Source organism: Cohaesibacter sp. ES.047, assembly GCF_900215505.1.
Classification (GTDB): Bacteria; Pseudomonadota; Alphaproteobacteria; order Rhizobiales; family Cohaesibacteraceae; genus Cohaesibacter.
Genome location: NZ_LT907844.1, coordinates 3,206,217 through 3,231,975 on the forward strand (window position 1 = coordinate 3,206,217; position 25,759 = coordinate 3,231,975).

The following is a 25,759-nucleotide window of genomic DNA, read 5'->3' on the forward strand; positions in this document are numbered from 1 at the left end:
TGTTCCCGAGAATAGCTCTAGCGTGTCACGTTGAGGAACCCACTTGCAGTCCGGGCCGACAAGTACGGCCTATACATATCCTCGATCACGGCTGCTGGATGCATATAGCTGCCCGGCGTTACCGCGCGCACCGTATAGGCGATTGTGAAGTCCTGCGGATCGCCGATCTTGCGATCAATGGCGGCGAGCATTCGATCATCGCGAAATTCCACATGTGCCACTGAGGTTTTCGGCAACCAGTTGAAAGCGTCCATATCGGTGCTTTTCAAAAGATGCGGATTTTCGATCTCAAGGCCAGCGGGCAGAAGGTCTCTGATCATCAGCCGGGCAGGCAGATCAGGGATCTGGCTGGCGTTGATGACCACAACAAGACGCTCATTCTGCTTGATGTCCCCGACGGCAACCGGGCTTCCGTCAAGTCTGTTGTAGGAACGGGCAATGACGAACCCGTCGCCACCGGCCTGAAGCGGCACATCCGGTGTGGCAATCGTGGTGATGCGGGCCACAAGCGGCTTGTCGCCCCTGTTTACAACGGTCATCGGCTGCTCCGAAAGCTCCTTGCCGGTCAGGCTCGTCGCAAGAGCGCCCTCAACCGCCTCGCCATTCAGCTCGATCCCGAGATCTGTCTGATTGACGATCCCGGCCCGTGCTGCCAGCACCATCCATGCCTGTTCCTGCGTATTGAGCCGCTTTGTCGGATCATAGAGTGACCGTGCCAGTGCCTTGATGCCCGAAAGGCTGCCAAGGGCAGGAGCGACCTCGCCCGCAAGGGCCTGCATGGCTGCCACATCCCGTTGCAAGGACGTGAAGCTGTAGGAATTTTCCTCAGGAACTTTGGTGTTCTGTTTGTAGATCTGTTCAGCGAGATAGAGCGCCGAATTGAAGGCTTTTTCGGCTCTCGTGCGATCCCCGTAAAGAGCAAGAGCGGCACCCAGTTGAGCCCGAGCCATGGGGGTTTTGAACTCTTCAAGCTTGGTCTCGACATAATAGCGAAGGTCACCTGCCGAGGCCATCCTGTTGCGGGCGAGCACGTAAAGACCATAGGCAACCGTGCCGGAATCCCGGCCAAGATCATTCTGATAGGCCAAGAGGTTCCGGATTTCACCAAGGGCTGATTGTAGTGCCTTGGACGGAACATCAAGTCCACGTTCCTTGGCACGGGTCAGGAAATCGGCGACATAGGCGGTCAGCCAAGGATCGTCGACATATCCATTGCCCCAAAGCGTGAACCCACCCCGGTTCGACTGGTAGGTCAGCAATTTATCGACCGCCTTTTGCAACCGCTCTTCCATTTGCTTGCCGCTGAGAGTTTGAAGCTCACGCGGCAACTGGAGCGCGATATCCTTGGCATAAAGCAAGGGCAGGGCGCGGCTGGCTGTCTGTTCGGCGCAGCCATAGGGATAGCGGTCCAACTGCATCAAAAGAGAGGCGATGTCATAGCTGCCTTCCTCAGAAACCGAAAGTGACAGCTCCGCCCCATCAAGCTTGAACCCAGAAAGAAGGTCCGGGCCGAGAACGATCTCGCCACCATTGGCGGGCAGGGGCACGTGGGTGACATGGGTCACCGGGAGCATGCCGGACCGGACAGGGACCATGGCTTCATGCAACACGCCAAGACCGTCTCCGGCTGCCGATACAAGTTTGACCGTCAGATCGCCAACACCGGTCTTTTCAGCCCTGAGCGGAACCGACATCGAAACCATCTTGTCTTTTTCCAGTGTGACGCTCTGAGGCATCTGGTCCTTGTCGAGCGAAATCGCATCGCTCGTCGTGACTTCAATGCGATAGTCTCCAACCGGGGCTTCCAGATTGGTCAATTCAATGAGCGCCTCGGATTGATCACCCGGAGCCAGCACCTTGGGCAAACTGGCGTGAACCACGATGGGTTCGCGGATGATCTTGTCCTTGTCTGAACTGCCGACGGCTTTTGCCGTCCAGGCGGTCGCCATCAGGCGCGCCGTGCCGTTGAATTGCGGGATATCGAAGGCAACTTCAGCCTCGCCATCCTCATCGACACGCACGATGCCCGAGACAAAGGCCACCAGTTCCTGTGTCGGCTTGTCTCCAGCGGACTGCATGCGCGGCCCGCCTCCGTCCCCCCCAGTGCGCAGGGTTCCGAAGACACCGGCGGAGCCATCGATCAGGCGACCATAGAGATCGCGTATGGCAACGCCGAGCTTGCGTTGACCAAAGTATCGGCCCACAGGGTCTGGCGTCTTGTAATTTGTCAGATTGAGAATGCCCTCATCCACAAGAGCGACCGTGACATAGGCTTCTTCCCCTGCCTTGATGCCATTCACCTTGACCGGCACCACCAACTGTTCATGCGGGCGGACCGTGTCCGGTGCGTCCATGGCGATGGTCAGGGCCCGGTCATCCGGGTCGATGCTGAGCCACTGCACACCGATGGCACGCGCCGGGTTGCGAGATGCTTCCGCGTCGGCTGGTCTGAAAAGTGTGGCCAGCAGGTAAGCTCCAGCCCCCCAGTCCTCTTCGACGGGAATATCGACCGTCGTGCCCTCGGCAGGAACGTCGAGGGTCATGGTGCGCCGGATGCGATCTGTGCCGATGGCGAGCAACAATTGTCCGGAAAAGCGTGGTGAAACCTTCAGCTTTGCGGTTTCTCCGGCCTTGTAGGATGGCTTGTCGAGCGCCAGTTCCAGTCCGTCTGGCGTATCGATGGAGCCTGCCGCGCTGCTCCAGCCTGCATTGAACTCGACGCTTGTGGCGTCTCCGAGGGTCAGCCGGTAGCGGCCCCATTCCACCGGGAGTGACAGTGTCGCAGGGTCGGTGCTTTCGAGGTCGACCTGACCGTCCGCGACCTTGCTTTCGATATCGATTGTTTCATAGCGCCAGCGTGCACCATCACGGTACCACTGATAATGCCGATCAATCTTCACCAACGACCAATCCACGTTTGTTGCAGCCGCACGCAACCCGTCAGGCTTCACTGCGATAAGCTTGAAATCCGCATTCGAATTTTCGCGCACCTTGCGTTCATCAAACAATGGCTTGATGCCCAGCATCGTGTCTTCGGGCGTGACGCGGTAGCGCTCCCGGCGTTCGATGGCCCGGCCCGATCCTTCCTGCATGCGCAGCACCAGGTCGGCAACGCGGGGGCGGGTCGAAGACTTCAGTCTGCCTAACGTGAAGCTGTAAGTCCCCAGCCCGTTTTGATCAAGCGTGGATAGGGCATCAAGGTCGACGCGTTCAAGCCCAACGGATGCTGCATCATCAAGGCCAAAGACATAGCCGTCATATCCTTCGCGTGAGCGGACCTCCCGCACGAGAACCTCACCACTTACAGTAAGGCCCGCAGCGGGGGCGCCATAGAGGTATCGACCCTCAATCTGGCCCGTTGCTGTCTCGCCAAGGCTAACCGTCGTCTCGTCTGGTGTCAGATCCATATCGGTGCGATCGGGAATGAAGTCCTCGACAAGGAACATAAGATTGGCAAGGGCCGGCTTGTCGGTGTCCGTATACACACGCACCTGCCATGTGCCTCGGCGAGCGTTGGTGGTAAGCGGCAAGCTGACCGCATAGCCACCCAATTTCTCACCGGATCCAACAAGGCGAGCCGCTTCGACCCCATCAGGTCGCTCAATGATGAAGGTGAGCGGCAGATCATCTACCGCATTCGCGCTGCTGTCGCGCGCCAGTGCATTCAGATGCACCGCCTCACCGGGGCGATAGACACCCCGCTCGGTCCATGCGTAGACATCAAGACCTTGTGGCGACTCGCGACCGGTCACACCTCGGTCCGAAAGATCGAAGCCCGCTCGTGTCAGATCAAGAAAAACAAAATCATCGCTGCCATTGCTCGCTGTGATGACGGCAGGTGCAAGACCGGCTTCGCCGCGCACCAGACCAGCGTCGAAGGTCACCATGCCATTCTCATCGCTGGAACCTGTGGCAAGAATCTCGTTGTTGCGCGCGATCAGGTCAACCTTGAGTCCGGAGAGTGGCTCCGCAGAGGCGAGAGACCGCGTAAAGACCTGCAATCCTCCCAGATCGTCAGCATCATTCTCATCGCTGCCGTTAGACGAGGCAAAGGTGGTCAGGCCGATATCGGAGATTACGAACCATTGGCTGGCAAGGGCTGGTTGGTCCTTGATGTCACGCTTGCTGGTTGCTGCGGTCATCAGATAGACGCCGGGCTGCCGGTCTGGCAACGCCTCGTCGATCGGAATGGCGGTGACCACCTCTTCATTGAGCTTGGGCCGGATATCGATGCTTCCGGACCAGACCGGGCTGCCCAGATTTTCCGTTAGCTGGCTGATTTCCCAGCTGTCCATCTGACTGAGGAAGTTCGAGCCGCGCATCAGGTTGGCCAGAGATCGGTCGCTTACACGGTAGAGTTTGAGCTTGGCTTCATCGCTGTTGACAGCAATCAGCGGAATGCCGCGACGATTGCTGGCGGGGAGTACGTAATTGTTGCCCGAGAAACGGACGCTGGGTGCACGATCCCGAACAAAGACATCCAGCTGGATGTTGGACAAAAGCGCCTCGCCATTGTCTGCTGGCAGTCCCTCGCGCAGGTCGACCTGATAGGCGCGGCCATGGGCGAGACCCTCAACACAGATCTGGCTCTCGGAGACGTCCAGCGCCTTGGGGGGCTGCTGGTCGACGCGAATATAGGAGGCATAATCGCCAAAGCCCTTTTTCACTTCTTCGGAGAATTGCAGACAAACCCTTGGCACCTTGATGTCGGAATCAAGGGTATGATTGGTCATGCGGAAGCCGTGGGTCGCAAGAAGGGCCTCATAGTCCGCACGAACGACCGGACTTTCGTCGAGCTCGAGGCTCAGCTTGTAACTGTCGAGCGCCTCACGGAACCAACTGGCTTTTTGCAGGCTGAGCGCCAGCTGAGACAGGGCTTCGGCACGTTCTGGCCGATAGCGCGAGGTGGTGTAGGCGTTGAGAGCTGCCGATACCGCAGAGCTGCGGCTGCGGCGCGCCTTACTCTGATCACGTTCCACCAACGCATGACGGCCATAGGCAACCGAAAGGGCATACCATGCACCGCTGTCATCAGGCGCAATGCTGAGGGCGGCCCGGAAATCGTTTATGGCCCCATTGGGGTTGTCGAGACCAAGCTGCGAATGGCCGCGCTCGATCATCTCGGCAAAGCCGCCGCGCGGGGATGCTCCCGTTGAGATTTTCTGTTTGAGCTCACGCGCCGAGCGATGCCAGTTGTCCGGCAAAAACGTCAGGCGGTCGGGTGCGCCAAGGCCCGGTTTGCGGCCATGGTCGAGAATGCGGCCCGAAATCGCGCCCTTGTAAGGTGTCGCCTGCGCAATGTCGGATTTGAGAAAGCAGAATTTCGCTTTGACATTGTAAGTGAAGGCGCGGCAGGTCGCCATGTCGAGACAGGCGGTCTGGCATTGATCAAGTGAGATCTTTTTCCGTGTTTCGAGGTCATAGCCGAAATAGTCCGTGTCTCTCTCGATCTGGACTTCGCGGGCCGCGGCGTTCCCCTGTCCGGAGCCTCCTGACTGTTCGGCCTGCGCGGCAATATTGGTGCCGGCGATGACCAAGAGGCTGATCAAAAGTGAGACAACAGCGCGGGTCATGAACCCCTCCCGTAAGCAATCCGCCGTTTGTCCCATATTGGTGTTGGTCTTGAGGAACTGGCGGTCAAAAAAATATAAACTTATGGCTCCCGGTGATGCCTGAAAGCAGGGATGCTTGGTAACACGAAATCTTCGCCCGCGAAATGTGGCGTTGCTTCGGCGCTCGATTGGCGTTTCGGCAAGATATGGTCAGTGTTGGATAAGTTTGCGGCAATTATGTGTAAGCATGTGGCCGTAATAAGTAAAAAAAGAAAAGTCAGGCCGCGCGAACACGGAATCACGATTGCGTGATCCAATGCGGGTTTTCTGTCAATAGAAGCAAGGTTTCAGCCCCGCGGGCAGGCGAAAGCAGCGGATTGATGGGCCTTTGAAGCCATCGAGGTCCGCGCCGCACACTTTGTTGGATCATTGGACAGTCATACCCGTGAATTGCGCAAGTCTAGATGATATGCATGATGAGGGATTAGATTCGTTGACGAGCGAAGAGGGGACAAAATGAATTTCAAACCGGGGCTGAGCATGAGCCGGAGATCCATGAAAATGCACGCTGTCTTGGCTGCGGCGCTGATGATGTCGGTCTGGGGGAGCGTCGCGAGCGCTGCCGAAATTCAGACCTCGGTGACCAAAGTGGGAGACGAAGGCAAGATTGAATTGCGCCTGCCAGAGAATACGAGCGTCATGGTGGGAGACAAAGTGCGCCTTGAAGCTCAGACCTCTGGCGAAGACCCTGTGGCCATCAAGACCCGATGGACGATCAAGGCGATCAAAGGCAGTGTCATTGAAGCGAGGCCCGATGGTGAGCCAACCAGCGACCCCGAAGTCGGGTATCAGGCGGTGATCAATACCATCGCCGAGCAGGTTGCCTCAATGGACGCCGAAGAAAAGAGCGCGGCATCCGACGAAAAGGCTGAAACGCCCACTGATGCGAAGCCGGAAGCTGTTCCCGAACCTGAAGCCGAAGTGGCATCCAAGCCCGAGCCATCAGCCCAAGACGCTGTCGACATGCTGTCAGACGAAGCTCCAGACACCACAGTCGAAGACACTACAACCGAAGACACCACAACCGAAGATACCACAACCGAAATCGTCGATGACGCAACCGCCGTAGCTGACGATACGGCAGTCGAAGACGCTGCAGTCGATGGCGAGCCAACCGAAGAAATGGCCACAGAAGACGTTGTCAAAGAAGGCATGGCCACAGAAGGCGTGGCCAAAGACGAGACATCTACCGGCGAAATGCCTGAAGACGTGAAGGCCGAGATGCCCAAGCCGTCGACGGAAAGCACAAAAGCGGCTGAACCTGTCGAGGCCGAGACGCCCTCTAACGAACGCGCCATTGAAACTGCTGAAGTCGAAACCGCTGAAAAAATGGCTGAGCCAAAAGCCACAGACAGTGCAAAAGAAGAGGTCGCGAAGGCCGAACCCGAGCCCGAGCAAATAAAAGACCCTTCGGACGTGACCGAATGTGACACCTTGGCAGCCCATCCCTTCGATCCCGAAGCGATTGCGTCAGGCGTCGAATATCAGCAATTGGACGCGGAAAAGGTGATAACAGCCTGCGAACAGGCAATCGCCGATCTGCCAGACGTCCCCCGTTTCTATACCCAGCTGACCCGTGGTTTGCACAAGGCTGGTCGGCTCAAAGAAGCCTTTGAAGCCACGAAAAAAGGGGCCGAGCTTGGCAGTGCCCACTCGATGGCTTTTCTCGGTGTCATGTATTCTCAAGGCAAAATCATGGCGAAAGACGATGCCAAATCGCTTGAGTGGTATGAGAAAGCCGCCGAAAAGGGGAACCCGGGGGGCATGATCTTTGCCGCCGCCATGTATCGTGATGGCACCGGCACCGAGCGAGACTATCAACGCGCCGCCGAGCTTTACAAAATGGCGGCGGAGCTTGATGTTGCCGAGGCGATGACAAGCCTTGCAATCTTCCATGACCGTGGTCTGGGCGTTGAGAAGGATATTGACGAGGCGACAAGGCTCATCATGCGCGCTTATCGTCTCAAGGACAGGGAAGCCCGGAAACTTCTCTTCGAGGCACCCGGTGCGATGTCTCTGCCCATGCGCAAGGAAATCCAGACCCGCCTCAAAGCGGAAGGCTTTTACAGAAGCGCGATTGATGGCGATTTCGGGAGAGGCACCCGCGATGCTCTGATCAAGTTCTCTCGCGCTCAATGAGGCCCAGCATGGTCGGGATGACTTTGGCAAAGGCCTGTTGCCGGTCTTTGCCCATATCCGGCCATAACAGGATTGCCCCGAGAAATGATGCATATTCCAGTTCGGTGATCTGGCGGGCCGAAACGGCAAAGTCCCGCCCCATCGAAAGATAGATCTGCTCAAGATAATCCAGCCGCATCTGGTCTATTTCGTGGATGAGCTGCGCAACGGGTTCTGATCGCTGGGCAAGCTGACGGATCGCGACCTCGAGCCCCAGATCCAGATCCGATGCCATGGTGTTCAGCGCCGAAAGCCGTGTCACGCCTTGTGGCTCGTCGGTCAAGCGCTCAAAGAAGGCAAGGTTGAAATGCTGTCGCCAGTGTTCGGCGAGGCCGATCAGAAACGCGTCGTGATCGGCAAAATGGTGATAGAACGAGCCGCGCGTCCGGTTGGCTTTGAGGCACAGATTTTCAACCGTCAAGGCAGACGGACCATCTGACTTGAGCACGTCCAGACCGAGCTGGATCCAGTCTTCTTTTTTGAAACGGGTTTTCGCCATCTATCATTTCCGGCCCACGCAGCGGCCTGTCCTTGCACTGAACGGCTGCTATAGGGCAAGGCTGGCTGTTCCGGGCAGTGCGATGCCGACAAACAGAATCCATTGCGGTAGCACGCCGAATGCGAGGCCCTTTTTCACGACATACGCAATATTCCATGCCGCAATCAGCCATGCAAGCAGGGATGCGGACGCAACCAGAACATCTGCGCTGCCATGGAAGAAGGGAACAATGAAGGCGATCGTCATCCCCAGCAAAACAAGGGATACAAGATGCCAACAGAAATAGAGCGTGTGTATTACATGCGTGGGCAATTGAGAGGCCAGCATCGGTCGAACGATACCTTTACCGCCCAGAATCAAATGAAGGCACGTCGTTGTGCCGGACATAATTGCTGCTGCGATCAGCAGTCCACTTTGAAGATGTGTCATGGGAGGAGAACCAGAGTGTGAATATTGCTGACGCCAATACATACCATATTGTATGGTATGTTAAATGAGGCCGACTGTCGCAGGTCGAACCCAGCGGCACGATCTACACGGAACTGGACGCGTAGGCTGACTGACCACGGCTTGAAGAGGGATCGGGATGGCCTTGACGATCAGGAAATGTTCTTAACAGCAGAAGCCCGGGCCAAATCAGAATTGCTCGCTTCTGTTGCATTTTGCTGCAGTGCAATATAGGCTGTCAAAGAGGCATGGCACATGGGGACGTTGTGTGATCGACGCGATGTGCCTTTGAAATCTATGGGATTTTCAGGTGGAGCCGACTGTTTGACCCGAGATCCAATCGATCTCCTATAGCTTAGATATTTGAAAACAGCACAATCCAAAAAACGCTAAAATTGCTCCACAAAGACAAAATGCCTGCTATAACTCTGAATTGGTGACACTCTTGGAATGAAGCGGTAAGGAGAGACCGCTCTCGATAGACAAGGGCACCTGTGGGCATCAAGACCCTGAACGTTGCGTCAACATCACTTATCCACCCATCCCGAAAGGTTATGCTTTTGGAGGTATGCGGTGGTCAGCTACGGGAAAAGAAATGGCCGAATTTAAAAAAATCCTGATTGCCAACCGAGGCGAAATTGCGATCCGCATCATGCGTGCCGCCAACGAACTGGGAAAACGGACAGTTGCGGTCTATGCCGAAGAAGACAAGCTGAGTTTGCATCGCTTCAAGGCCGACGAAGCCTATCGCATCGGCGAAGGTCTCGGTCCGGTAGCGGCCTATCTTTCGATTGACGAGGTCATCCGCGTTGCCAAAAAGGCTGGTGCCGACGCCATTCATCCCGGCTATGGACTGCTCTCGGAAAACCCCGATTTCGTAGACGCTTGCGCGGCGAACGGCATCACCTTCATCGGCCCCAAGGCCGATACCATGCGCGCGCTTGGCGACAAGGCGTCCGCGCGCCGCGTAGCCATTGAAGCCGGCGTGCCAGTTGTTCCCGCAACTGAAGTTCTGGGCGACGACATGGACCTGATCCGCAAGCAGGCTGAAGAGGTCGGCTATCCCCTGATGCTGAAAGCCAGCTGGGGTGGTGGCGGACGCGGCATGCGCCCGATCCTTGGACCTGACGAACTGGAAGACAAGGTGCTTGAGGGTCGCCGCGAGGCCGAAGCCGCATTTGGCAACGGTGAAGGCTACCTTGAAAAGATGATCACGCAGGCTCGCCATGTCGAAGTCCAGATTCTGGGCGACAGTCACGGCGGCATGTATCATCTGTTTGAGCGTGACTGTTCGGTACAGCGCCGGAACCAGAAAGTGGTTGAGCGGGCACCCGCTCCCTATCTGACCGAAGAGCAACGCCAGGAGATCTGTGAGCTTGGCTACAAGATCTGCAAGCATGTAAACTATGAGTGCGCCGGGACTGTCGAGTTCCTGATGGACATGGAAAGCAGCTCTTTCTACTTCATCGAGGTGAACCCGCGCGTTCAGGTCGAGCATACCGTCACCGAGGAAGTGACCGGGATCGACATTGTTCAGTCCCAGATCAAAATCGCCGAAGGCAAGACCATCGCCGAGGCGACAGGCAAGAACAGCCAGGATGAAATCAAGCTCAATGGCCATGCGCTTCAGTGCCGCGTGACCACCGAGGATCCGCAGAACAACTTCATTCCTGACTATGGTCGCCTCAGTGCTTACCGTTCAGCCACCGGCATGGGTGTGCGTCTTGATGGCGGCACGGCCTATGCAGGCGGCGTGATCACCCGCTACTACGACAGCCTCCTGACCAAGGTCACCGCTTGGGCTCCGACCCCGGAGCAGGCCATTGCGCGTATGGATCGTGCCTTGCGAGAGTTCCGTATTCGCGGGGTTTCAACCAACATCGCCTTTGTCGAGAACCTGCTCAAGCATCCCACGTTCCTTGATTACAGCTATACCACCAAGTTCATCGATACCACGCCCGAGCTGTTCCACTTCAAGAAACGGCGTGACCGGGGCACCAAGGTTCTGACCTACATCGCCGACATCACGGTCAACGGTCATCCCGAAACCAAGGATCGTTCCAAGCCAGCCGAAGGCTTGCCGGATCCGGTGGCGCCCAAGCCAAAGAGTGAAACGCCCGGCTATGGCACCCGCAATTTGCTTGAGGAAAAAGGCCCTCAGGCCGTCGCTGACTGGTTGTCCGAGCAGAAACAACTGGTGCTGACAGATACCACCATGCGCGACAGTCACCAGTCCCTGTTGGCGACCCGTATGCGTTCGATCGACATGATCAAGGTGGCGCCGAGCTATTCGGCCAACCTGCCGCAGCTTTTCTCCATGGAATGCTGGGGCGGGGCGACCTTTGATGTTGCCTATCGCTTCTTGCAGGAATGCCCGTGGCAGCGCTTGCGCGATCTTCGTGTTCGCATGCCAAACCTGATGACGCAGATGCTGCTGCGCGCCTCGAACGGCGTCGGCTACACCAATTATCCAGACAATGTTGTGCAGTTCTTCGTCAAGGAAGCCTCGAAAAATATCGATGTTTTCCGCGTCTTCGACAGCCTCAACTGGGTCGAGAACATGCGCGTTGCGATGGACGCGGTGTTGGAGAACAACAAGGTCTGCGAAGGCACGATCTGTTACACCGGCGATATTTTCGATCCCGAGCGGGCGAAGTATGATCTCAAATATTATGTCAGGATGGGTAAGGAGCTAAAGGCGGCTGGTGCCCATATCCTTGGTCTCAAGGATATGGCTGGTCTTTTGAAACCGGCACAGGCCCGTGTTCTCATCAAGACCTTGAAAGAAGAGGTCGGCCTGCCGATCCACTTCCACACCCATGACACCTCCGGTATCGCCGGTGCAACGGTTCTGGCCGCAGCAGAAGCGGGTGTTGATGCCGCCGACGCTGCAATGGATGCCTTCTCCGGTTCCACGTCCCAGCCGTGCCTTGGCTCCATTGTTGAAGCTCTGCGCCACACCGATCGTGACACAGGCCTCGATATCAAGGCCGTTCGCGAGATTTCCGATTATTGGGAAACCGTCCGCAACCATTATGCCGCCTTTGAAAGCGGAACACCGGCACCAGCGTCCGAGGTCTATCTTCATGAAATGCCCGGCGGGCAGTTCACCAACCTCAAGGCACAGGCCCGTTCGCTCGGTCTTGAGGAGCGCTGGCACGACGTGGCTCAGACCTATGCCGACGTCAACCAGATGTTCGGTGACATCGTCAAGGTGACGCCTTCCTCCAAGGTGGTGGGCGACATGGCGCTGATGATGGTCAGTCAGGGTCTCAGCCGCAAACAGGTGGAAGATCCCACCATTGATCTGTCCTTCCCGGATTCCGTTGCTGACATGATGCGCGGCAATCTGGGCCAGCCCGAAGGCGGCTTTCCAGATAACATCGTCAAGAAGGTTCTGAAGGGCGAAGCGCCGAACACCGAGCGTCCGGGCAAACATCTTCAACCGGTGGATCTGGAAAGCGTGCGTAGCGAAGTCTCCAAGGAGCTGGAAGGCCTCAAGGTCGATGACGAGGATCTCAACGGCTATCTGATGTATCCCAAGGTGTTTCTGGATTACATGGGGCGGCATCGCACCTATGGCCCGGTTCGCACCCTGCCCACAAAGACTTTCTTCTATGGCATGAAGCCGGGTGAAGAGATCTCTGCAGAGATTGATCCGGGCAAAACCCTCGAAATCCGCTTGCAAGCCGTGAGCGAGACCAACGAGGACGGCGATGTGCGTGTCTTCTTCGAGCTGAACGGTCAGCCGCGTGTTATTCGCGTGCCCAACCGGATGGTCAAGGCCACCGCCACCCAGCGTCCGAAGGCCGAGATCAACAACCCCAACCACATCGGTGCTCCAATGCCCGGCGTTGTGGCGTCCGTCGGCATCTCCGCCGGTCAGTCGGTGCATGAAGGGGATCTGCTCTTGACCATCGAAGCGATGAAGATGGAAACCGGCATTCACGCCGAGCGTGACGCCGTGATCAAGGCGGTGCATGTCAGCCCCGGCGGTCAGATCGACGCCAAGGATCTGCTGGTCGAATTCGAGGACTGATCTCGATTGGCTTGAGGCCGATTCCGCAACACCATGCAAAAAGACCCGGCTCATCGATATGGGCCGGGTCTTTTTACTTGTAGGGCAAAGGGAAAGCGTCAGGCCTCGCTGCTGGCCGGGGCTGCATATGTGGCGAGATAAGCCATCAGATACCGCAGCGAGACATAGCCCACGATGACCGTCGCCACAATGAGCTCCATCCTTGCCAGCCAGAGGAGCTGCGAAACGGTTGCGGCCTTGGCTCCCCAGACGTCAAACTGCGCGGCGGATTTGAACAGCGCGGTTGAACCGATCACCATCGGGAAGGTGAAGGCAGAATAGCCCGGACTGAAAGGCAACTGCAGCAACCGGAAGAAAGCCACATAGATGATCGCGGTCATCAGCATTGCAACCCCAATAAGCACAACAACCAGCAAAGCGGACGGATCCGTCTCGATTGTCAGATAACCCGCAAGGGAGAGGCTGGCGGGGGCCGCGAGAATGGCAAGGGTCGGTTTGGCTGCGTCGGGGACTTCCTGAGCGAAAATGAAGCGGTAGATCATCATCGGCAGCATCAAGGCATAGCTCGCAAGACCGAACCAGAACAACAGCTGAGCCAACGTCGCCAGTGCGCCACCCGGACTGGTCACATCCGCAACAATGATCCCGACGGGCGGAACAAACCAGCTCGGCACCATATGGTGCAATTCGAATGCCTTGAGGCGATGCCAGGTGAAATTGACGAAAAAGACCACATGAATGGCAACCGCGGCAAGCCAAAGGGCGTTGCCCAGCTCTCCGCCAACAGCCTTGGAGACGACCATACTGGCCATCGCAAAAGTCGGAACCACACTCCCCACAACAGGATGCTTGAGGTCTGCTACCAGCGTTCTGGGGTGGAAGACGAATTTGAGCAGCAACAACAACAACAGGGTGGCCGCAACCATGGCGCCTGCAATTTGCGCCTGTCCGGAAAACAGGCCGCTATTCTCCCAGCACCAGCCAAGGCTGCCGATGCCAAGCGCGAGGCCGGCCAAGGGAGTGGGAAGCTTTTCAAGGTCGAGATGAGGTCCGGTCATGGTGCTTATGGTCCTGAAAGAAGAATTGCTCGGATAATAGACCTTTCCGCGTGTTCGTGATATCTAAATGATTAGAACGAAATGTTTGGAAAAACTAAATGCCATCCTTGAGACAATTGCGCGTCTTTGCCTCGCTGGCCCGTCATGGAAATCTGGGTGACACGGCTCAGGAGGTCTGCCTGAGCAAGGGAGCAGTATCCCAGTCACTTGGTGAGCTCGAACGCCGCCTCGGCACACCGCTTTTTGACCGGGTGCATCCACACCTGAAGATCAATGAGCAGGGTCGCTTGCTGCAACCACTTGCCAAGGAAATCGTGGATCGCGTCGAAAACATCCGCCATCTGTTTGACGGGGGAGGGGCGCATGTCGGGCATCTGAAGATCGGGGCAAGCCAGACGATTGGCAACTACCTATTGCCCAGCCTGCTCGCAAGGATGCAACAGACAGATATCGCCGTGGAAATCCAGAACACCTATGACCTGTGCGAAATGGTTGGCCATTTCGAATTGGATTTGGCTCTCATTGAGGGGGCAAATCATCGCGAGGATCTGGTCTCCAGCGCTTGGCTCGACGATGAGATGCTGGTTGTTGCAGCCCCACATCATCCTTTGGCGCAGGCTGGCCCGATCACACCGGAGCATTTGGCCGAATGCGACTGGATTGTGCGCGAGAAGCATTCGGGGAGCCGGGAACAGTTTGATACGGAGCTTGCACCACTGGTCGCGCCCAAGGGGAGGCTGCTAGTCCTCAACGCCCTTGAGGCGGTGCTGAGCGCTGCGGAGAACAATCTGGGCCTGACCTTTGTATCCCGCCTTGCTGTGCGTCAACGGCTCGCCTCGGGCCAGTTGGTCAAGCTTGATCTTGGCAGGCGATACACCCGCCGCCTCAGCCTCGTTTGGCACAAGAAGAAATTCCACAATGCCCTGATGCGCAGTTTCATCGACCAATTAAGAAGGCTTGAAATGCAAGAATGAGTGGCTGGCTGCGCTTGTCAAAGTCGTTTGTTTATCGCATGTTAGCCTGCAACAGAAGCCGACAGTATAACGCACAGGAGCAATCATGAAGCTGGCAATCATCGGAATGGGAATGGCGGCAAAGCCCCACATTGCTGCCCTTGAGGAACTCTCGGACCGGATCAGCATCTCTGGGCTTTACATGCGTAATGAAGAAAAGCGCAAGGCGGCAGCCGATGCGCTGGGCACCAAGGCATTTGCCAGCATTGACGCCATTGCCGAGGATGATGGCACCGACGCAGCGCTCATTCTGACGCCTCCCAACGCCCGCAAGGAGATCATCGCCAAGCTATCCGCAGCGGGCAAGCATCTCCTGATGGAAAAGCCACTCGAACGCAGCCTTGATGCCGCCAATGAGCTGGTCGCGCTGGCCGAAGCTACAGGCATTGTCACGGGCACTGTTTTCCAGCATCGCGCGCGGCAAGGCTCGCTTCACCTGTCTCAGCTCTTGGCTGATGGGGCATTGGGCGAGATCGCCATGGTGCGGACCAATGTGCCGTGGTGGCGGCCCCAATCCTATTATGACGAACCCGGACGCGGCACATATGCGCAGGACGGGGGAGGGGTGTTGATCACTCAGGCCATTCACGTGCTCGACCTGATGCTGTCGCTCTGCGGCCCGGTGCGTGCCGTACAGGCCATGCTGGCGACCACGGCGCTTCACAAGATGGAAACCGAGGATTTCGCGACCGCAGGCGTGATCTATGAAAACGGCGCTGTGGGGTCCATCTGTGCGACCACTGCGGGCTTCCCCGGCGATGCCGAGAGCATTTACATCGATGGTAGCAAGGGATCAGCCATTCTTGAGGCTGGTCATCTCACCTTGCGCTGGCGTGATGGCAAGACCGAGGAATTCGGCGAGGAAAGCGCCTCTGGCGGCTCTGGCGATCCGATGGCCTTCCCCTGTGCGTGGCACAAGGCGATCATCGAGAATTTCGCCGATTGCGTGGACGGAACGGCTGAGCCGATCTGCTCTTGGCGTGACGCCTTGGAAGTGCAGAAACTGCTCGATGGCATAACCCGTTCAAGCAAGCTTGATGGTCAGCGCGTCCTTATCTGATTGTCAGGTCGCCTGCAGTCCGCGCGAACGGAAGATGTTGCGGGCAGCTTCGGCTTCCTCAGGGGTCGGGGTGCGCAAATCCCTCAGCTTGTATTCCATGCCGAGCTGATCCCACTTTGACGTGCCCATCTGGTGGAAGGGCAGAACCTCGACCATTTCAACCACATCTCCGAGGCTGGCCACATAGTCGGCCATCTTCTCGACGTCTTCGGTCGCGTCGGACCACTCAGGCACCAGAACGTAGCGAATGCGCATCTGTTTCTTGAGGCGCACCATGCGCTCGGCAAAATCCAGCGTCGGCTGCAAGGGTTGATAGGTCAGTTCCTTGTAGCGATCCGGATCAATATGCTTGATATCCAGCATGATCAGGTCAAATGCATCGAACCATGCATCATCGACATTCTTGTGCAGATACCCTTGCGTATCGAGCGCGGTATGCAGGCCGAATTGCTGCTTGATCGCGCTTGCTGCCTCGCCGACAAATTGCGCCTGCATCATGGGCTCGCCGCCGGAAAAGGTCACACCGCCCGCGAATTTGAGGAAGCCAGCGTAGCCCTTGATCTCCTTGAGAACCCCATCAATATCGATATAGGTGCCATTGTGCAGCTTCCACGTATCGGGGTTGTGGCAGTAGAGGCAGCGAAACAGGCAGCCAGCCATGAAGAAGACAAACCGCATTCCAGGACCATCGACTGCTGCGCCCGATTCCATGGAATGCAGAAAACCATGGCTCGAATGGTCATGGGTGTCCTGCAGGTGGGTTTCATGGATGCTGACAGTCAATATCAAGTCTCCTGTTCGGTGGCTCGGGTCTTAGGGCGGCTTTTCAGCTCTTGATCTGTAGATAGGTATAGAGAGAGCCGAAAAGCAAGGGCTTTCCGGCTCGTCTGAGTTCAGTTTATTGCGAGCGGCAAGGCTCGCTGCCAGCGACGGCTTGGCTTACATGTGGCTGTGGAACGTGCGGCTCAGAACGTCGAGCTGCTGTTCACGGCTGAGCTTGATGAAGTTCACGGCATAGCCGGAAACACGCACGGTCAGCTGAGGATATTTCTCAGGATGCTCCATGGCATCTTCAAGGGTTTCCTTGCGCAGCATGTTCACGTTGACGTGGAAGCCACCAGCATTGGTGAAGCCATCCAGGCAGTTCGCAAGGTTGCGGATCTGCTCATTGTCATTGTGGCCCATCGAGTCAGGCGTTGCAGATGCGGTCCAGCTGATGCCGTCCTGCGCATACTCATATGGCAGTTTGGCAATCGATGCACCAGCAGCCACAAAGCCTTTTTTGTCGCGACCGTTCATCGGGTTGGCACCCGGAGCAAACGGCTCGCCAGCACGGCGACCATCCGGGGTGTTGCCGGTTTTCTTGCCGTATACCACGTTGGACGTGATCGTCAGGATCGACTGGGTCGGCATCGCATCGCGGTAGAAGTAAGGCTGTGCAGAGATCTTTTTCATGAAGGTTTCGGTCAGCCAGACAGCGATGTCATCGACCGAGTCTTCGTTGTTGCCGAATGCCGGATACTCACCAGCAATCTTGTAATCCACTGCGAGGCCGTTTTCGTTGCGGATAACCTCAACCTTGGAATGCTTGATGGCAGACAGCGAGTCCGCTGCGATGGACAAGCCAGCGATGCCGCAAGCCATGGTGCGCAGGATATCACGGTCATGCAGCGCCATTTCGATCCGCTCGTAAGCATATTTGTCATGCATATAGTGGATCGTGTTCAGCGCCTTGACGTAGGTCTTGGCGAGCCAGTCCATGGATTTGTCGAACTTGGCAACAACTTCATCATATTCAAGGACGTCACCGTTGATCGGCTCCAGACCCTCAGCGATTTTCTTGCCGCTCTTTTCGTCAACGCCGCCGTTGATCGCATAGAGCAGGGCTTTTGCGAGGTTGGCACGAGCACCGAAGAACTGCATCTGTTTGCCGATCGCCATGGCAGAGACACAGCAGGCAATGCCGTAGTCGTCACCCCATTTCGGGCGCATCAGATCGTCGTTCTCATACTGGATTGCGCTGGTGTCTTTGGAGACCTTGGCGCAGAAGTCCTTGAAGCCGCGGGGCAGCTTGCTGGTCCACAGAACGGTGAGGTTCGGCTCCGGTGCAGCACCCAGGTTGTAAAGGGTATGCAGGAAGCGGAAGGAAGTTTTGGAAACCAGCGAACGACCGTCAAGGCCAACACCGCCGATGCATTCGGTTACCCAGGTCGGATCACCAGAGAACAGCTCATCATATTCCGGCGTGCGCAGGAAGCGGATGATGCGAAGCTTGATGACCATGTCATCAATCATTTCCTGAGCTTCGGCTTCGTTGATGAGGCCAGCTTCGAGGTCACGGTTGAGGTAGATATCAAGGAAGGTCGAGGTCCGGCCAAAGGACATCGCAGCGCCGTTCTGTTCTTTCACGGCAGCAAGGTAGCCCATATAGGTGAACTGGATGGCTTCGCGAGCGTTGGTGGCCGGCTTGGACATGTCGATGCCGTACTTCAGGCCCATTTCGCGCAGCTCTTCAAGCGAGCGGTACTGCTCGGAGAGTTCTTCGCGCAGACGGATGGTGTCCATGTCGAACACGGCATCGTTGATTTCGGTTTTCTCGGACAGCTTCTGCTCTTTCAGAGCGTCAATTCCGTAAAGGGCGATGCGGCGATAGTCACCGATGATACGTCCGCGGCCATAGGCATCGGGAAGGCCGGTGATAATGCCGGATTTACGAGCAGCCAGAATGTCAGGGCTGTATACGTCAAAGACGCCCTGGTTGTGATCTTTGCGATATTTGGTCCATACGTCATGAACCGTTTCGTCTGCTTTGAAGCCGAATGCTTCCATGCCGCCTTCAACCATGCGCAAACCGCCATTTGGCATGATGGCACGTTTGAGCGGGGCTTCTGTCTGCAAGCCAACGATGATTTCGAGCTCTTCGTTGATGAAGCCTGCGTCATGCGCAACGATGGAGGAAGGAACCGGAGAGACGTCCAGAACGCCAGCTTTGCGTTCAGCTTTCAGAAGCTCGCCAAGCTCGGACCAGAGTTGTTTGGTACGGTCGGTCGCATCGGCAAGAAAGCTATCGTCACCTTCATAAGGAGTATAGTTTTCCTGAATAAAGCCGCGCACGTCGATCTTGGTGCGCCATGCGCCGTCAGAAAATCCCTGCCAGGGATTGGCGACGATAGGCTTATCACTCATGAAATTCATATTAAGGTTCCTCACTGTGTAGACGGATGGAACGGGGTTCCGAAACATCGAATAGACGGCGGACCGTCATTTAGGCGAAATCCTCCCTGCCGGTCGAAGCGGAGCTGACCGATTGAAAGGGGGGAGCGCTTGGATTGTCTTTGACTTCGGGTCTGTGATCTCAGTGCTTGCCGCTGTCCTCGTGCATAGGCCCTATCGTCTGTTCTACCTTAGTATATAGGAAAGACTACCTGCTTCGCAAACGATATGGTTCCACTGGGGCTTTTGAAAATCCTTTAATTTCAATGGCATAATAGCTGGAATGAGCGATTTGCAGTAAACGCATAGCTTGACGAGGCAAAAAAAGCTCAAAAATGCAATCCGAACGCACTATAAAACGGACAAAAGTATTCAGTACAAACACTTATATTTAAACGAAAACAACCCTCTACTGTCAAGCCCCCTGAGAAAATCCATCGGATCGATTCCAAGAAAAGGGAGAAAGAGGCACGCAGTGCAACTTTCGCATTCGAGCGGTGCTTCTGTCGTGAATCGCGCTTCAAATGGCTGGTTCCACGCCCCGTTTGTCTGTAGTCTCGGACGCGTTCCATCTTCGCATCCGAAGGTTTTCCAATTAGCTCAACAATGGAGAAATCCATGCAAGGTTCGTCGTTTGGCTTCCTCACGAGCAAGCACATTCGATTCGGTCGGGGTGTTGCCAAGGTGGCCGTTTCTGATATTGCGCGTCTGGGGTCCCCAATCCTGTTGGTGCATGGGCGCGACAAAAGCCGCGCGCAGTGGCTGATCGACGCCCTGACGTTGGCCGGGACGGAGGTTGCCAGTCTGGCCGTGGCGCGCGAACCTGATGTCACTATGATCGAGGATGGCGTGAAAGTCGCCAAGCAGGCCGGTGTTAAAGCCGTCGTTGCCCTTGGTGGCGGTGCGGTGATCGATGCAGGCAAGGCATTGGCTGCCCTTGTGCCAGCGCTCCGCCCGGCCATGGATCATCTCGAGGTGGTGGGCAAGGGGCTGCCCCTGTCAGAAGAGCCGCTTCCCTTTGCCGCCCTGCCAACCACGTCCGGCACAGGTGCCGAGGTGACCAAAAACGCCGTGCTCTCTGTCCCTGAGGCCAAACGCAAGGTCTCTTTGAGGGATGACCGCATGCTGCCGGATCTGGCAATCGTTGATCCGGGCTTGACCGACGGATGTCCGAAGTCGATCACACTGGCCAGTGGCCTTGATGCGGTGACGCAGGTCATTGAGCCTTATCTGTCATCGAAGGCGAACTGGATGACCGACGCTCTGTGCCGCAGTGCCATTGCCTCCGGCATGGCCGCTCTGGTGCGCCTGATGGAGACCGAGGACAGCGAAGCGCGGGATCAACTTGCCTTCACCAGTCTTTGTGGCGGGCTGGCATTGGCCAATTCGGGACTTGGAGCGGTGCATGGCTTGGCTGGCGTGCTCGGAGGGGTGACATCGGCCCCGCACGGCGCCCTATGCGGCACGCTGTTGCCCCATGTTCTGGAGCACAACGAGGCTCGTCTTCGGTCAGAGGGGAGCGCGTCAGACAGCCTCGCTCGTTTTAGCGAAGTGCGCGGCTGGCTCGCAGCCGCCTTGAGCTGCTCTTCTGAGGACGTTTATATGTGCCTTCAGCGCTGGTCCGCAGCGCATGGATTGCCCTCTCTGTCAGAGCTTGGCCTGCAAGAGGAAGACATTCCCGCTATTGCCGAAGCATCACAGGCCTCTTCCTCCATGAAAGGAAATCCACTGCCACTTTCCGCCGCCGAACTCGCCGACATACTCAACAAAGCACTGTGATCACCGAAGCTGCCGGTTCGGGCTAATGGGACATGAAGACCGGTATTCTGGTTTCCCTGATCATTTCCGTGGTAACGCCGCCGAAAATGTCCTGAGTGAATTTCGAGTGCTCGAAGGCGCCCATCACGATCAGGTCAACCTCGAGTTCCATGGCACAGTCCAGAATGGCGATGGCCGTTGATTTCTCCAACCCGCGATCATGAATATGCTCCGCTTCGATCCCGTGTCGTTCGAACAGTGTCATGATGCCGCCGCCGGGGTATCGATCAACCGTATGGGACGCCCCGACTGTGAGCAGCGTGACCTTGCTGTCCTTGTGCAGATAGGGAAGTAGGTCGCCGACAGCCCGTGCAACGGTCCGCCGACCATCCCAAGCGATCAGAACATGATCGGTCCATCCGGTGGGGGTGTGATCGTCCGGGACGACGATGACCGGCCTGCCGCTCTGCAATGCGATCCGGTCCGGATAGGCGGCAAGAAACCCGTAGTTTTCGTCATCGGCATGGGTTCCGGTAACAACCAGATCATATGTGCGGGCGATCTCGGACAGGGTCATCAGCATTTCCGGCTCGATATCAATGAAGTTGGATCGGTCCTCCAAACCGTTCTGCTGAATGATCTGATGGAAGCGCTTGACGATATCGTTGATCCGCTTCAACTCGGCTGCCTTCACCGCCCGGTGCACCTCATCGGCCACAATCGTTGCGATCCGGCGCTCCATCTTTGAAAAGCCATGGCGCAGAATGCCCGTCAGCCAGGCATCATGGCGCTTGGCAAGCATCATGGAATAGTCCAGCACGCTGCCCTTGTCCTGCTCGCCACTGTATGCGCAAAGAATGCTCTTGATGGTCATGATCGATCTCCTCCCTGAAAGGCATCGGCCACCCCGCCTTGCCATTCTGGCAAACCCCAAGCGATACGGCTTGGTGTGGCGATGCCGTGGACGGTAAACGGAAAGGGAAAAGACAATAGAAAGGTAGAGGCGCTTGCTTGGCGCGAATGCGTGCTGCTTATGATGTTGGTCGGTGCGTCCGGGAGAGGGTCGCAGGCCTCAGCTTTTGCGCATGACGTCTGCGAAGTCCCGGGCGGCGACGCTTGAGCAGCAGGAGCATCCTCACTTCGCCATTCCGTCAACCAACCCGTGGCAAGAGAATACGCCTCGAGCCACTCCATAACAATGCGAACTTAGTCATAGCCCTGAAGACGCAAGTCTAGTCGGTCTCGCTTACGACCGCTTTCTTCCGGTAAATTGAGTAAAGACCGGCCCCGACAATCAGTGCCGCCCCCAGGACCGTCGACCAGATCGGCAAGGCACCAAAGACGATGAAGCCGATCGGGATCGACCAGACGATCTGAAGATAGGTGAAGGGTTGGATCTGGACCGCCTCGACAAGGGTTAGGGCCTTGATGACACAGAAGTGCGCTGCCGTGCTGCTGATGCAGGCAAGGGCCAGAAGGAACCAGTTGATCTGATCCAGCGGTGGTATGTGAGAAATGCCGACGACGGTGCTCATGATCATGCCAATCAGCCCGGCGTAGAGAAAGGATGTCAACGCGTCATCGGTGCGGCTGGCAAGGCGTGTGAACAACTGATAGACCGCAAAAGCGCTGGTCGCACAAAGGCCGACAAGGCCGCCAAGTCCCCAGATGTTGCCCGATGGCTGCATGATGATGAGAAGGCCCGACATGCCGATGAGCAGCGCGATAACCCGTCGCCATCCCACATATTCCCCAAGGAAAACAGCAGCCAGCGCCGTCACGATCAGCGGATGCACCATGATAAGGGTTGTCGTTTCAGCAAGGCCAAGCATGCTGAAGGTGATGATGATCAGCGCGATTTCGGTGAACAACAGGACACCGCGAATGAGCTGGATGCCCGGCCGCTCGGATCGGAATGCCCCCTTGATGCCCTTTTTGCTGCTCGCCGCCCAGATCAGGGCGACACTGAGATGAAACCAGTAACGCACCATCATGATGAACCAGACGGAATGGTCCACCACCAGTGTCTTTGATACGGCATCTCCCGACGCAAAAATCAGGGTGGCCATAATGGCAAAGAGAATGCCGAGGGCTTTTGAAGACAGGGTGGGCATGGTGCAATACTTTCCGGAAGGCAGCGCCAAGAGGCGGGGGCGCTAGAGGGAAGGGATCTTTTCAAGAAGAAAACTGGGATCCCACTTCTGGATGCGAGAGCAGCACCGAATTGTCAAATGAAAAAAGCTGCTTTTGCAGCATTGTCGACCGAATGAGAGAAAACTGCTTAGTGAAATGAAGCGAAACGGGCTTTGCTGAATAACACGGCGTAGTGCGCCGGTTCAGATTGCAAAGAGGGCGCGGACCGCGTTGTCCTGATAGACCATCAGGCGCAAGCCATCCGCACCCTCATGTCTTAGAATTCGATGACAGCGCGAATGGATTTGCCCTGATGCATCAATTCGAAGCCTTCGTTGATCTGGTCAAGCGACAGTTTGTGCGTGATCATCGGATCGATATCGATCTTGCCATCCATATACCAGTCAACAAACTTCGGTACGTCCGTACGGCCTTTAGCGCCACCAAAGGCGGTGCCTTTCCAGACGCGGCCTGTGACGAGCTGGAACGGACGGGTCGAGATTTCTGCACCAGCAGGCGCAACGCCGATGATGACAGACACACCCCAGCCCCGATGGGAGCATTCGAGCGCATCGCGCATCACCTTGACGTTGCCTGTCGCATCGAAGGAATAGTCCACGCCGCCGATCTGGTCCGCGCCACGTTTGGTGAGATTGACGATCTCTTCGACCACCGTCCCATCGATCTTGCTGGGATTGACGAAATGGGTCATGCCGAATTTCTTGGCCATCTCGGCTTTGTCGTCATTGAGGTCAACACCGATGATCATGTCAGCACCGGCCATGCGAAGGCCCTGAATGACATTGAGTCCGATGCCGCCAAGACCAAATACCGCAGCCGTGGAGCCGATTTCGACACCAGCAGTGTTGATCACGGCACCGATGCCGGTGGTCACGCCGCAACCGATGTAGCAGATCTTGTCAAAGGGGGCGTCATCGCGCACCTTGGCGAGGGCAATCTCGGGAAGAACCGTATGATTGGCAAAGGTCGAGCAGCCCATATAATGATAGATCGGGGTGCCATCGAGCATGGAGAAACGGGTGGTGCCATCCGGCATCAGGCCCTGACCCTGCGTGTTGCGGATCGCGGTACACAGGTTGGTTTTGCCTGACAGGCAAGAGGGGCACTCACGGCATTCTGGGGTGTAGAGCGGGATGACATGATCGCCCGGCTTGAGCGTGGTAACACCTTCACCCACTTCCAACACGATACCTGCGCCCTCGTGGCCTAGGATCGAAGGGAACAGCCCTTCCGGATCGGCGCCGGATCGGGTGAATTCATCCGTGTGGCAAAGCCCGGTGGCTTTCACTTCAATGAGAACCTCGCCAGCCTTCGGGCCGTCAAGTTCCACTTCCATAACCTCAAGAGGCTTTCCGGCCTCCAGTGCGACAGCTGCGCGTGTCCGCATGGGTCATCTCCTAGACTCTGTTATGTATATCTGCTTATTGCGGCACACTGAGACATCCAATCCTTTGCGTCAACTGCAAATAAGCAGCATCTAAAGGCTTGAGACGTCGCAGATGTTTGCGGGAAAGAGCGTGGGCCGCGCCACGCCTGAAACGACGTAACCCGGCCACAGGGGCCGGGCAAGTCTTTTCTCAAAGCACCAGTCTGTTTGCAAACAGATGCACGTCGCTCGAAAGGGGCGAGCGGTCAGGAAGCTTTGGGCATCTCAGCCCTGTTATGGGGAGCCGAGAAATCAATATCCGGGCCAACCGGAATAATCCCGGTCGGGTTGATGGTCTCATGGCTCGAATAATAGTGCTGCTTGATGTGATCAAGATTGACCGTCCCGGCAACACCCGGCGTCTGATAGAGGTCGCGGACATAATTCGACAGATTGGGATAATCCTCGATCCGGCGGATGTTGCACTTGAAGTGGCCCACATAAACTGGATCAAACCGGACAAGGGTCGTGAACAGCCGCCAATCCGCTTCGGTCTGGTGGTCACCAAGCAGGAAGCGTGATTTGGACAGGATGTCTTCGAGCCAGTCGAGGCTTTCGAACAGTGGCATCACAGCTTCTTCATAGGCCTCTTGGGTGGTCGCAAAACCGGATTTGTAGACGCCGTTGTTGACCGTGTTGTAGACCCGCTCGTTGATCTCATCGATCTCGTCGCGGTCGTCTTCAGGATAATAGTCGCCTTCCGCAGCACCGATGCCGTCAAACGCCGTGTTGAACATGCGAATGATTTCAGCCGACTCGTTGGAAACAACCGTGCCTTTTTGCTTGTCCCACAACACCGGAACGGTGACGCGGCCCGTATAGTCCGGATCTGCCTTGGTGTAGATCTGGTGTAGATAATCTGCAGAGAAAAATGGATCAGCAACAACCCCCTCTGCCGGATCAAAGGTCCAGCCATGCTCGGCCATGTAGGGATTGACGACCGAAACCGAGATCATGTCCTCAAGGCCCTTGAGGGCGCGGAAGATCAGGGTCCGGTGCGCCCATGGGCAGGCGAGCGATACATAGAGATGATAGCGACCCGCTTCGGCCTTGAAGCCTGCCTCGCCACTGGGTCCGGCAGATCCGTCCGACGTAATCCAGTTGCGAAAGGCGGACTCCTTGCGAACAAATCGGCCGCCGGTTGATTTGGTGTCATACCACTGATCGTGCCATTTTCCGTCGACAAGAAGTCCCACGGGTTTTCTCCTTTGAAGTCTGTGTATCCGAATACAAATGAGGGGGCTTGCGCCCCCTCTTGCCAATGGCTGTCTGTCCACCGTCAGGGCTATCAAACGGCTTCTT

15 protein-coding genes are annotated in these 25,759 nt (G+C 56.7%); 5 read left to right on the plus strand and 10 right to left on the minus strand.

Annotation, left to right across the window (positions count from 1 at the left end; genetic code table 11):
- Positions 1 to 17: 17 nt before the first annotated feature.
- Positions 18 to 5,573 (minus strand): alpha-2-macroglobulin family protein, encoded by a 5,556-nt coding sequence (locus CPH65_RS14640; protein WP_172891528.1) that lies wholly within the window; start codon positions 5,571 to 5,573, stop codon positions 18 to 20.
- A 495-nt stretch (positions 5,574 to 6,068) separates the two neighbouring features.
- Here CPH65_RS14640 and CPH65_RS14645 point away from each other — a divergent pair, with 495 nt between their 5' ends.
- The gene (locus tag CPH65_RS14645; RefSeq protein WP_096174400.1) at positions 6,069 to 7,751 is read left to right on the plus strand and encodes a tetratricopeptide repeat protein; all 1,683 of its coding nucleotides are present in this window, start codon (positions 6,069 to 6,071) and stop codon (positions 7,749 to 7,751) included.
- Here CPH65_RS14645 and CPH65_RS14650 read toward each other — a convergent pair.
- Positions 7,729 to 8,289: a TetR/AcrR family transcriptional regulator gene (locus CPH65_RS14650; RefSeq protein WP_096174402.1), complete on the minus strand. Its 561-nt coding sequence runs from the start codon at positions 8,287 to 8,289 to the stop codon at positions 7,729 to 7,731. The two genes, CPH65_RS14645 and CPH65_RS14650, sit on opposite strands and share 23 nt — an antisense overlap.
- A 48-nt stretch (positions 8,290 to 8,337) precedes the next feature.
- The gene (locus CPH65_RS14655) at positions 8,338 to 8,718 is read right to left on the minus strand and encodes a hypothetical protein (RefSeq protein WP_096174405.1); all 381 of its coding nucleotides are present in this window, start codon (positions 8,716 to 8,718) and stop codon (positions 8,338 to 8,340) included.
- A 613-nt stretch (positions 8,719 to 9,331) separates the two neighbouring features.
- Here CPH65_RS14655 and CPH65_RS14660 point away from each other — a divergent pair.
- The gene (locus CPH65_RS14660) at positions 9,332 to 12,775 is read left to right on the plus strand and encodes a pyruvate carboxylase (RefSeq protein WP_096174407.1); all 3,444 of its coding nucleotides are present in this window, start codon (positions 9,332 to 9,334) and stop codon (positions 12,773 to 12,775) included.
- Between the two features lie 98 nt (positions 12,776 to 12,873).
- Here CPH65_RS14660 and CPH65_RS14665 read toward each other — a convergent pair whose 3' ends face one another.
- Entirely contained in the window at positions 12,874 to 13,833 is a 960-nt protein-coding gene (locus CPH65_RS14665; protein WP_096174409.1) for a TDT family transporter, read from the minus strand.
- Positions 13,834 to 13,931: 98 nt separating this feature from the next.
- Here CPH65_RS14665 and CPH65_RS14670 point away from each other — a divergent pair, with 98 nt between their 5' ends.
- Together CPH65_RS14670 and CPH65_RS14675 are read left to right on the plus strand one after the other, a co-directional pair.
- Positions 13,932 to 14,807 (plus strand): LysR family transcriptional regulator, encoded by an 876-nt coding sequence (locus CPH65_RS14670; protein ID WP_096174412.1) that lies wholly within the window; start codon positions 13,932 to 13,934, stop codon positions 14,805 to 14,807.
- Between the two features lie 85 nt (positions 14,808 to 14,892).
- Positions 14,893 to 15,906, plus strand: coding sequence for a Gfo/Idh/MocA family protein (locus CPH65_RS14675; RefSeq protein ID WP_096174414.1), 1,014 nt, complete (start codon positions 14,893 to 14,895; stop codon positions 15,904 to 15,906).
- A 3-nt stretch (positions 15,907 to 15,909) separates the two neighbouring features.
- Here the strand turns inward: CPH65_RS14675 and pflA are convergent, their stop codons facing one another.
- Positions 15,910 to 16,689, minus strand: a complete 780-nt coding sequence (gene pflA / locus CPH65_RS14680; protein WP_197703855.1) for a pyruvate formate-lyase-activating protein — start codon at positions 16,687 to 16,689, stop codon at positions 15,910 to 15,912.
- 156 nt (positions 16,690 to 16,845) lie between these two features.
- Entirely contained in the window at positions 16,846 to 19,092 is a 2,247-nt protein-coding gene (pflB, locus tag CPH65_RS14685; RefSeq protein WP_244574414.1) for a formate C-acetyltransferase, read from the minus strand.
- Between the two features lie 645 nt (positions 19,093 to 19,737).
- Here pflB and CPH65_RS14690 point away from each other — a divergent pair.
- Entirely contained in the window at positions 19,738 to 20,898 is a 1,161-nt protein-coding gene (locus tag CPH65_RS14690; RefSeq protein ID WP_197703856.1) for an iron-containing alcohol dehydrogenase, read from the plus strand.
- 22 nt (positions 20,899 to 20,920) lie between these two features.
- Here CPH65_RS14690 and CPH65_RS14695 read toward each other — a convergent pair whose 3' ends face one another.
- From CPH65_RS14695 to CPH65_RS14710, 4 genes are all read right to left on the minus strand, one after another.
- The gene (locus CPH65_RS14695; RefSeq protein ID WP_157747709.1) at positions 20,921 to 21,751 is read right to left on the minus strand and encodes a universal stress protein; all 831 of its coding nucleotides are present in this window, start codon (positions 21,749 to 21,751) and stop codon (positions 20,921 to 20,923) included.
- Between the two features lie 358 nt (positions 21,752 to 22,109).
- Complete coding sequence (locus CPH65_RS14700; RefSeq protein WP_096174423.1) at positions 22,110 to 22,991, minus strand: DMT family transporter; 882 nt, start codon at positions 22,989 to 22,991, stop codon at positions 22,110 to 22,112.
- A 296-nt stretch (positions 22,992 to 23,287) separates the two neighbouring features.
- Complete coding sequence (locus CPH65_RS14705; RefSeq protein ID WP_096174425.1) at positions 23,288 to 24,418, minus strand: S-(hydroxymethyl)glutathione dehydrogenase/class III alcohol dehydrogenase; 1,131 nt, start codon at positions 24,416 to 24,418, stop codon at positions 23,288 to 23,290.
- Between the two features lie 245 nt (positions 24,419 to 24,663).
- Positions 24,664 to 25,653, minus strand: a complete 990-nt coding sequence (locus CPH65_RS14710; protein ID WP_096174428.1) for a glutathione S-transferase family protein — start codon at positions 25,651 to 25,653, stop codon at positions 24,664 to 24,666.
- Positions 25,654 to 25,759: the final 106 nt, after the last annotated feature.

Bases quoted from the DNA above. Each gene is read 5' to 3' on its own strand.
- CPH65_RS14705 (WP_096174425.1), bottom strand. From the start codon at position 24,418: ATGCGGACACGCGCAGCTGTCGCACTGGAGGCCGGAAAGCCTCTTGAG.
- CPH65_RS14640 (WP_172891528.1), bottom strand. From the start codon at position 5,573: ATGACCCGCGCTGTTGTCTCACTTTTGATCAGCCTCTTGGTCATCGCC.
- CPH65_RS14645 (WP_096174400.1), top strand. From the start codon at position 6,069: ATGAATTTCAAACCGGGGCTGAGCATGAGCCGGAGATCCATGAAAATG.
- CPH65_RS14660 (WP_096174407.1), top strand. From the start codon at position 9,332: ATGGCCGAATTTAAAAAAATCCTGATTGCCAACCGAGGCGAAATTGCG.
- CPH65_RS14700 (WP_096174423.1), bottom strand. From the start codon at position 22,991: ATGCCCACCCTGTCTTCAAAAGCCCTCGGCATTCTCTTTGCCATTATG.
- CPH65_RS14655 (WP_096174405.1), bottom strand. From the start codon at position 8,718: ATGACACATCTTCAAAGTGGACTGCTGATCGCAGCAGCAATTATGTCC.
- CPH65_RS14650 (WP_096174402.1), bottom strand. From the start codon at position 8,289: ATGGCGAAAACCCGTTTCAAAAAAGAAGACTGGATCCAGCTCGGTCTG.
- CPH65_RS14690 (WP_197703856.1), top strand. From the start codon at position 19,738: ATGCAAGGTTCGTCGTTTGGCTTCCTCACGAGCAAGCACATTCGATTC.
- CPH65_RS14665 (WP_096174409.1), bottom strand. From the start codon at position 13,833: ATGACCGGACCTCATCTCGACCTTGAAAAGCTTCCCACTCCCTTGGCC.
- CPH65_RS14695 (WP_157747709.1), bottom strand. From the start codon at position 21,751: ATGACCATCAAGAGCATTCTTTGCGCATACAGTGGCGAGCAGGACAAG.
- CPH65_RS14675 (WP_096174414.1), top strand. From the start codon at position 14,893: ATGAAGCTGGCAATCATCGGAATGGGAATGGCGGCAAAGCCCCACATT.
- pflB (WP_244574414.1), bottom strand. From the start codon at position 19,092: ATGAGTGATAAGCCTATCGTCGCCAATCCCTGGCAGGGATTTTCTGAC.
- CPH65_RS14670 (WP_096174412.1), top strand. From the start codon at position 13,932: ATGCCATCCTTGAGACAATTGCGCGTCTTTGCCTCGCTGGCCCGTCAT.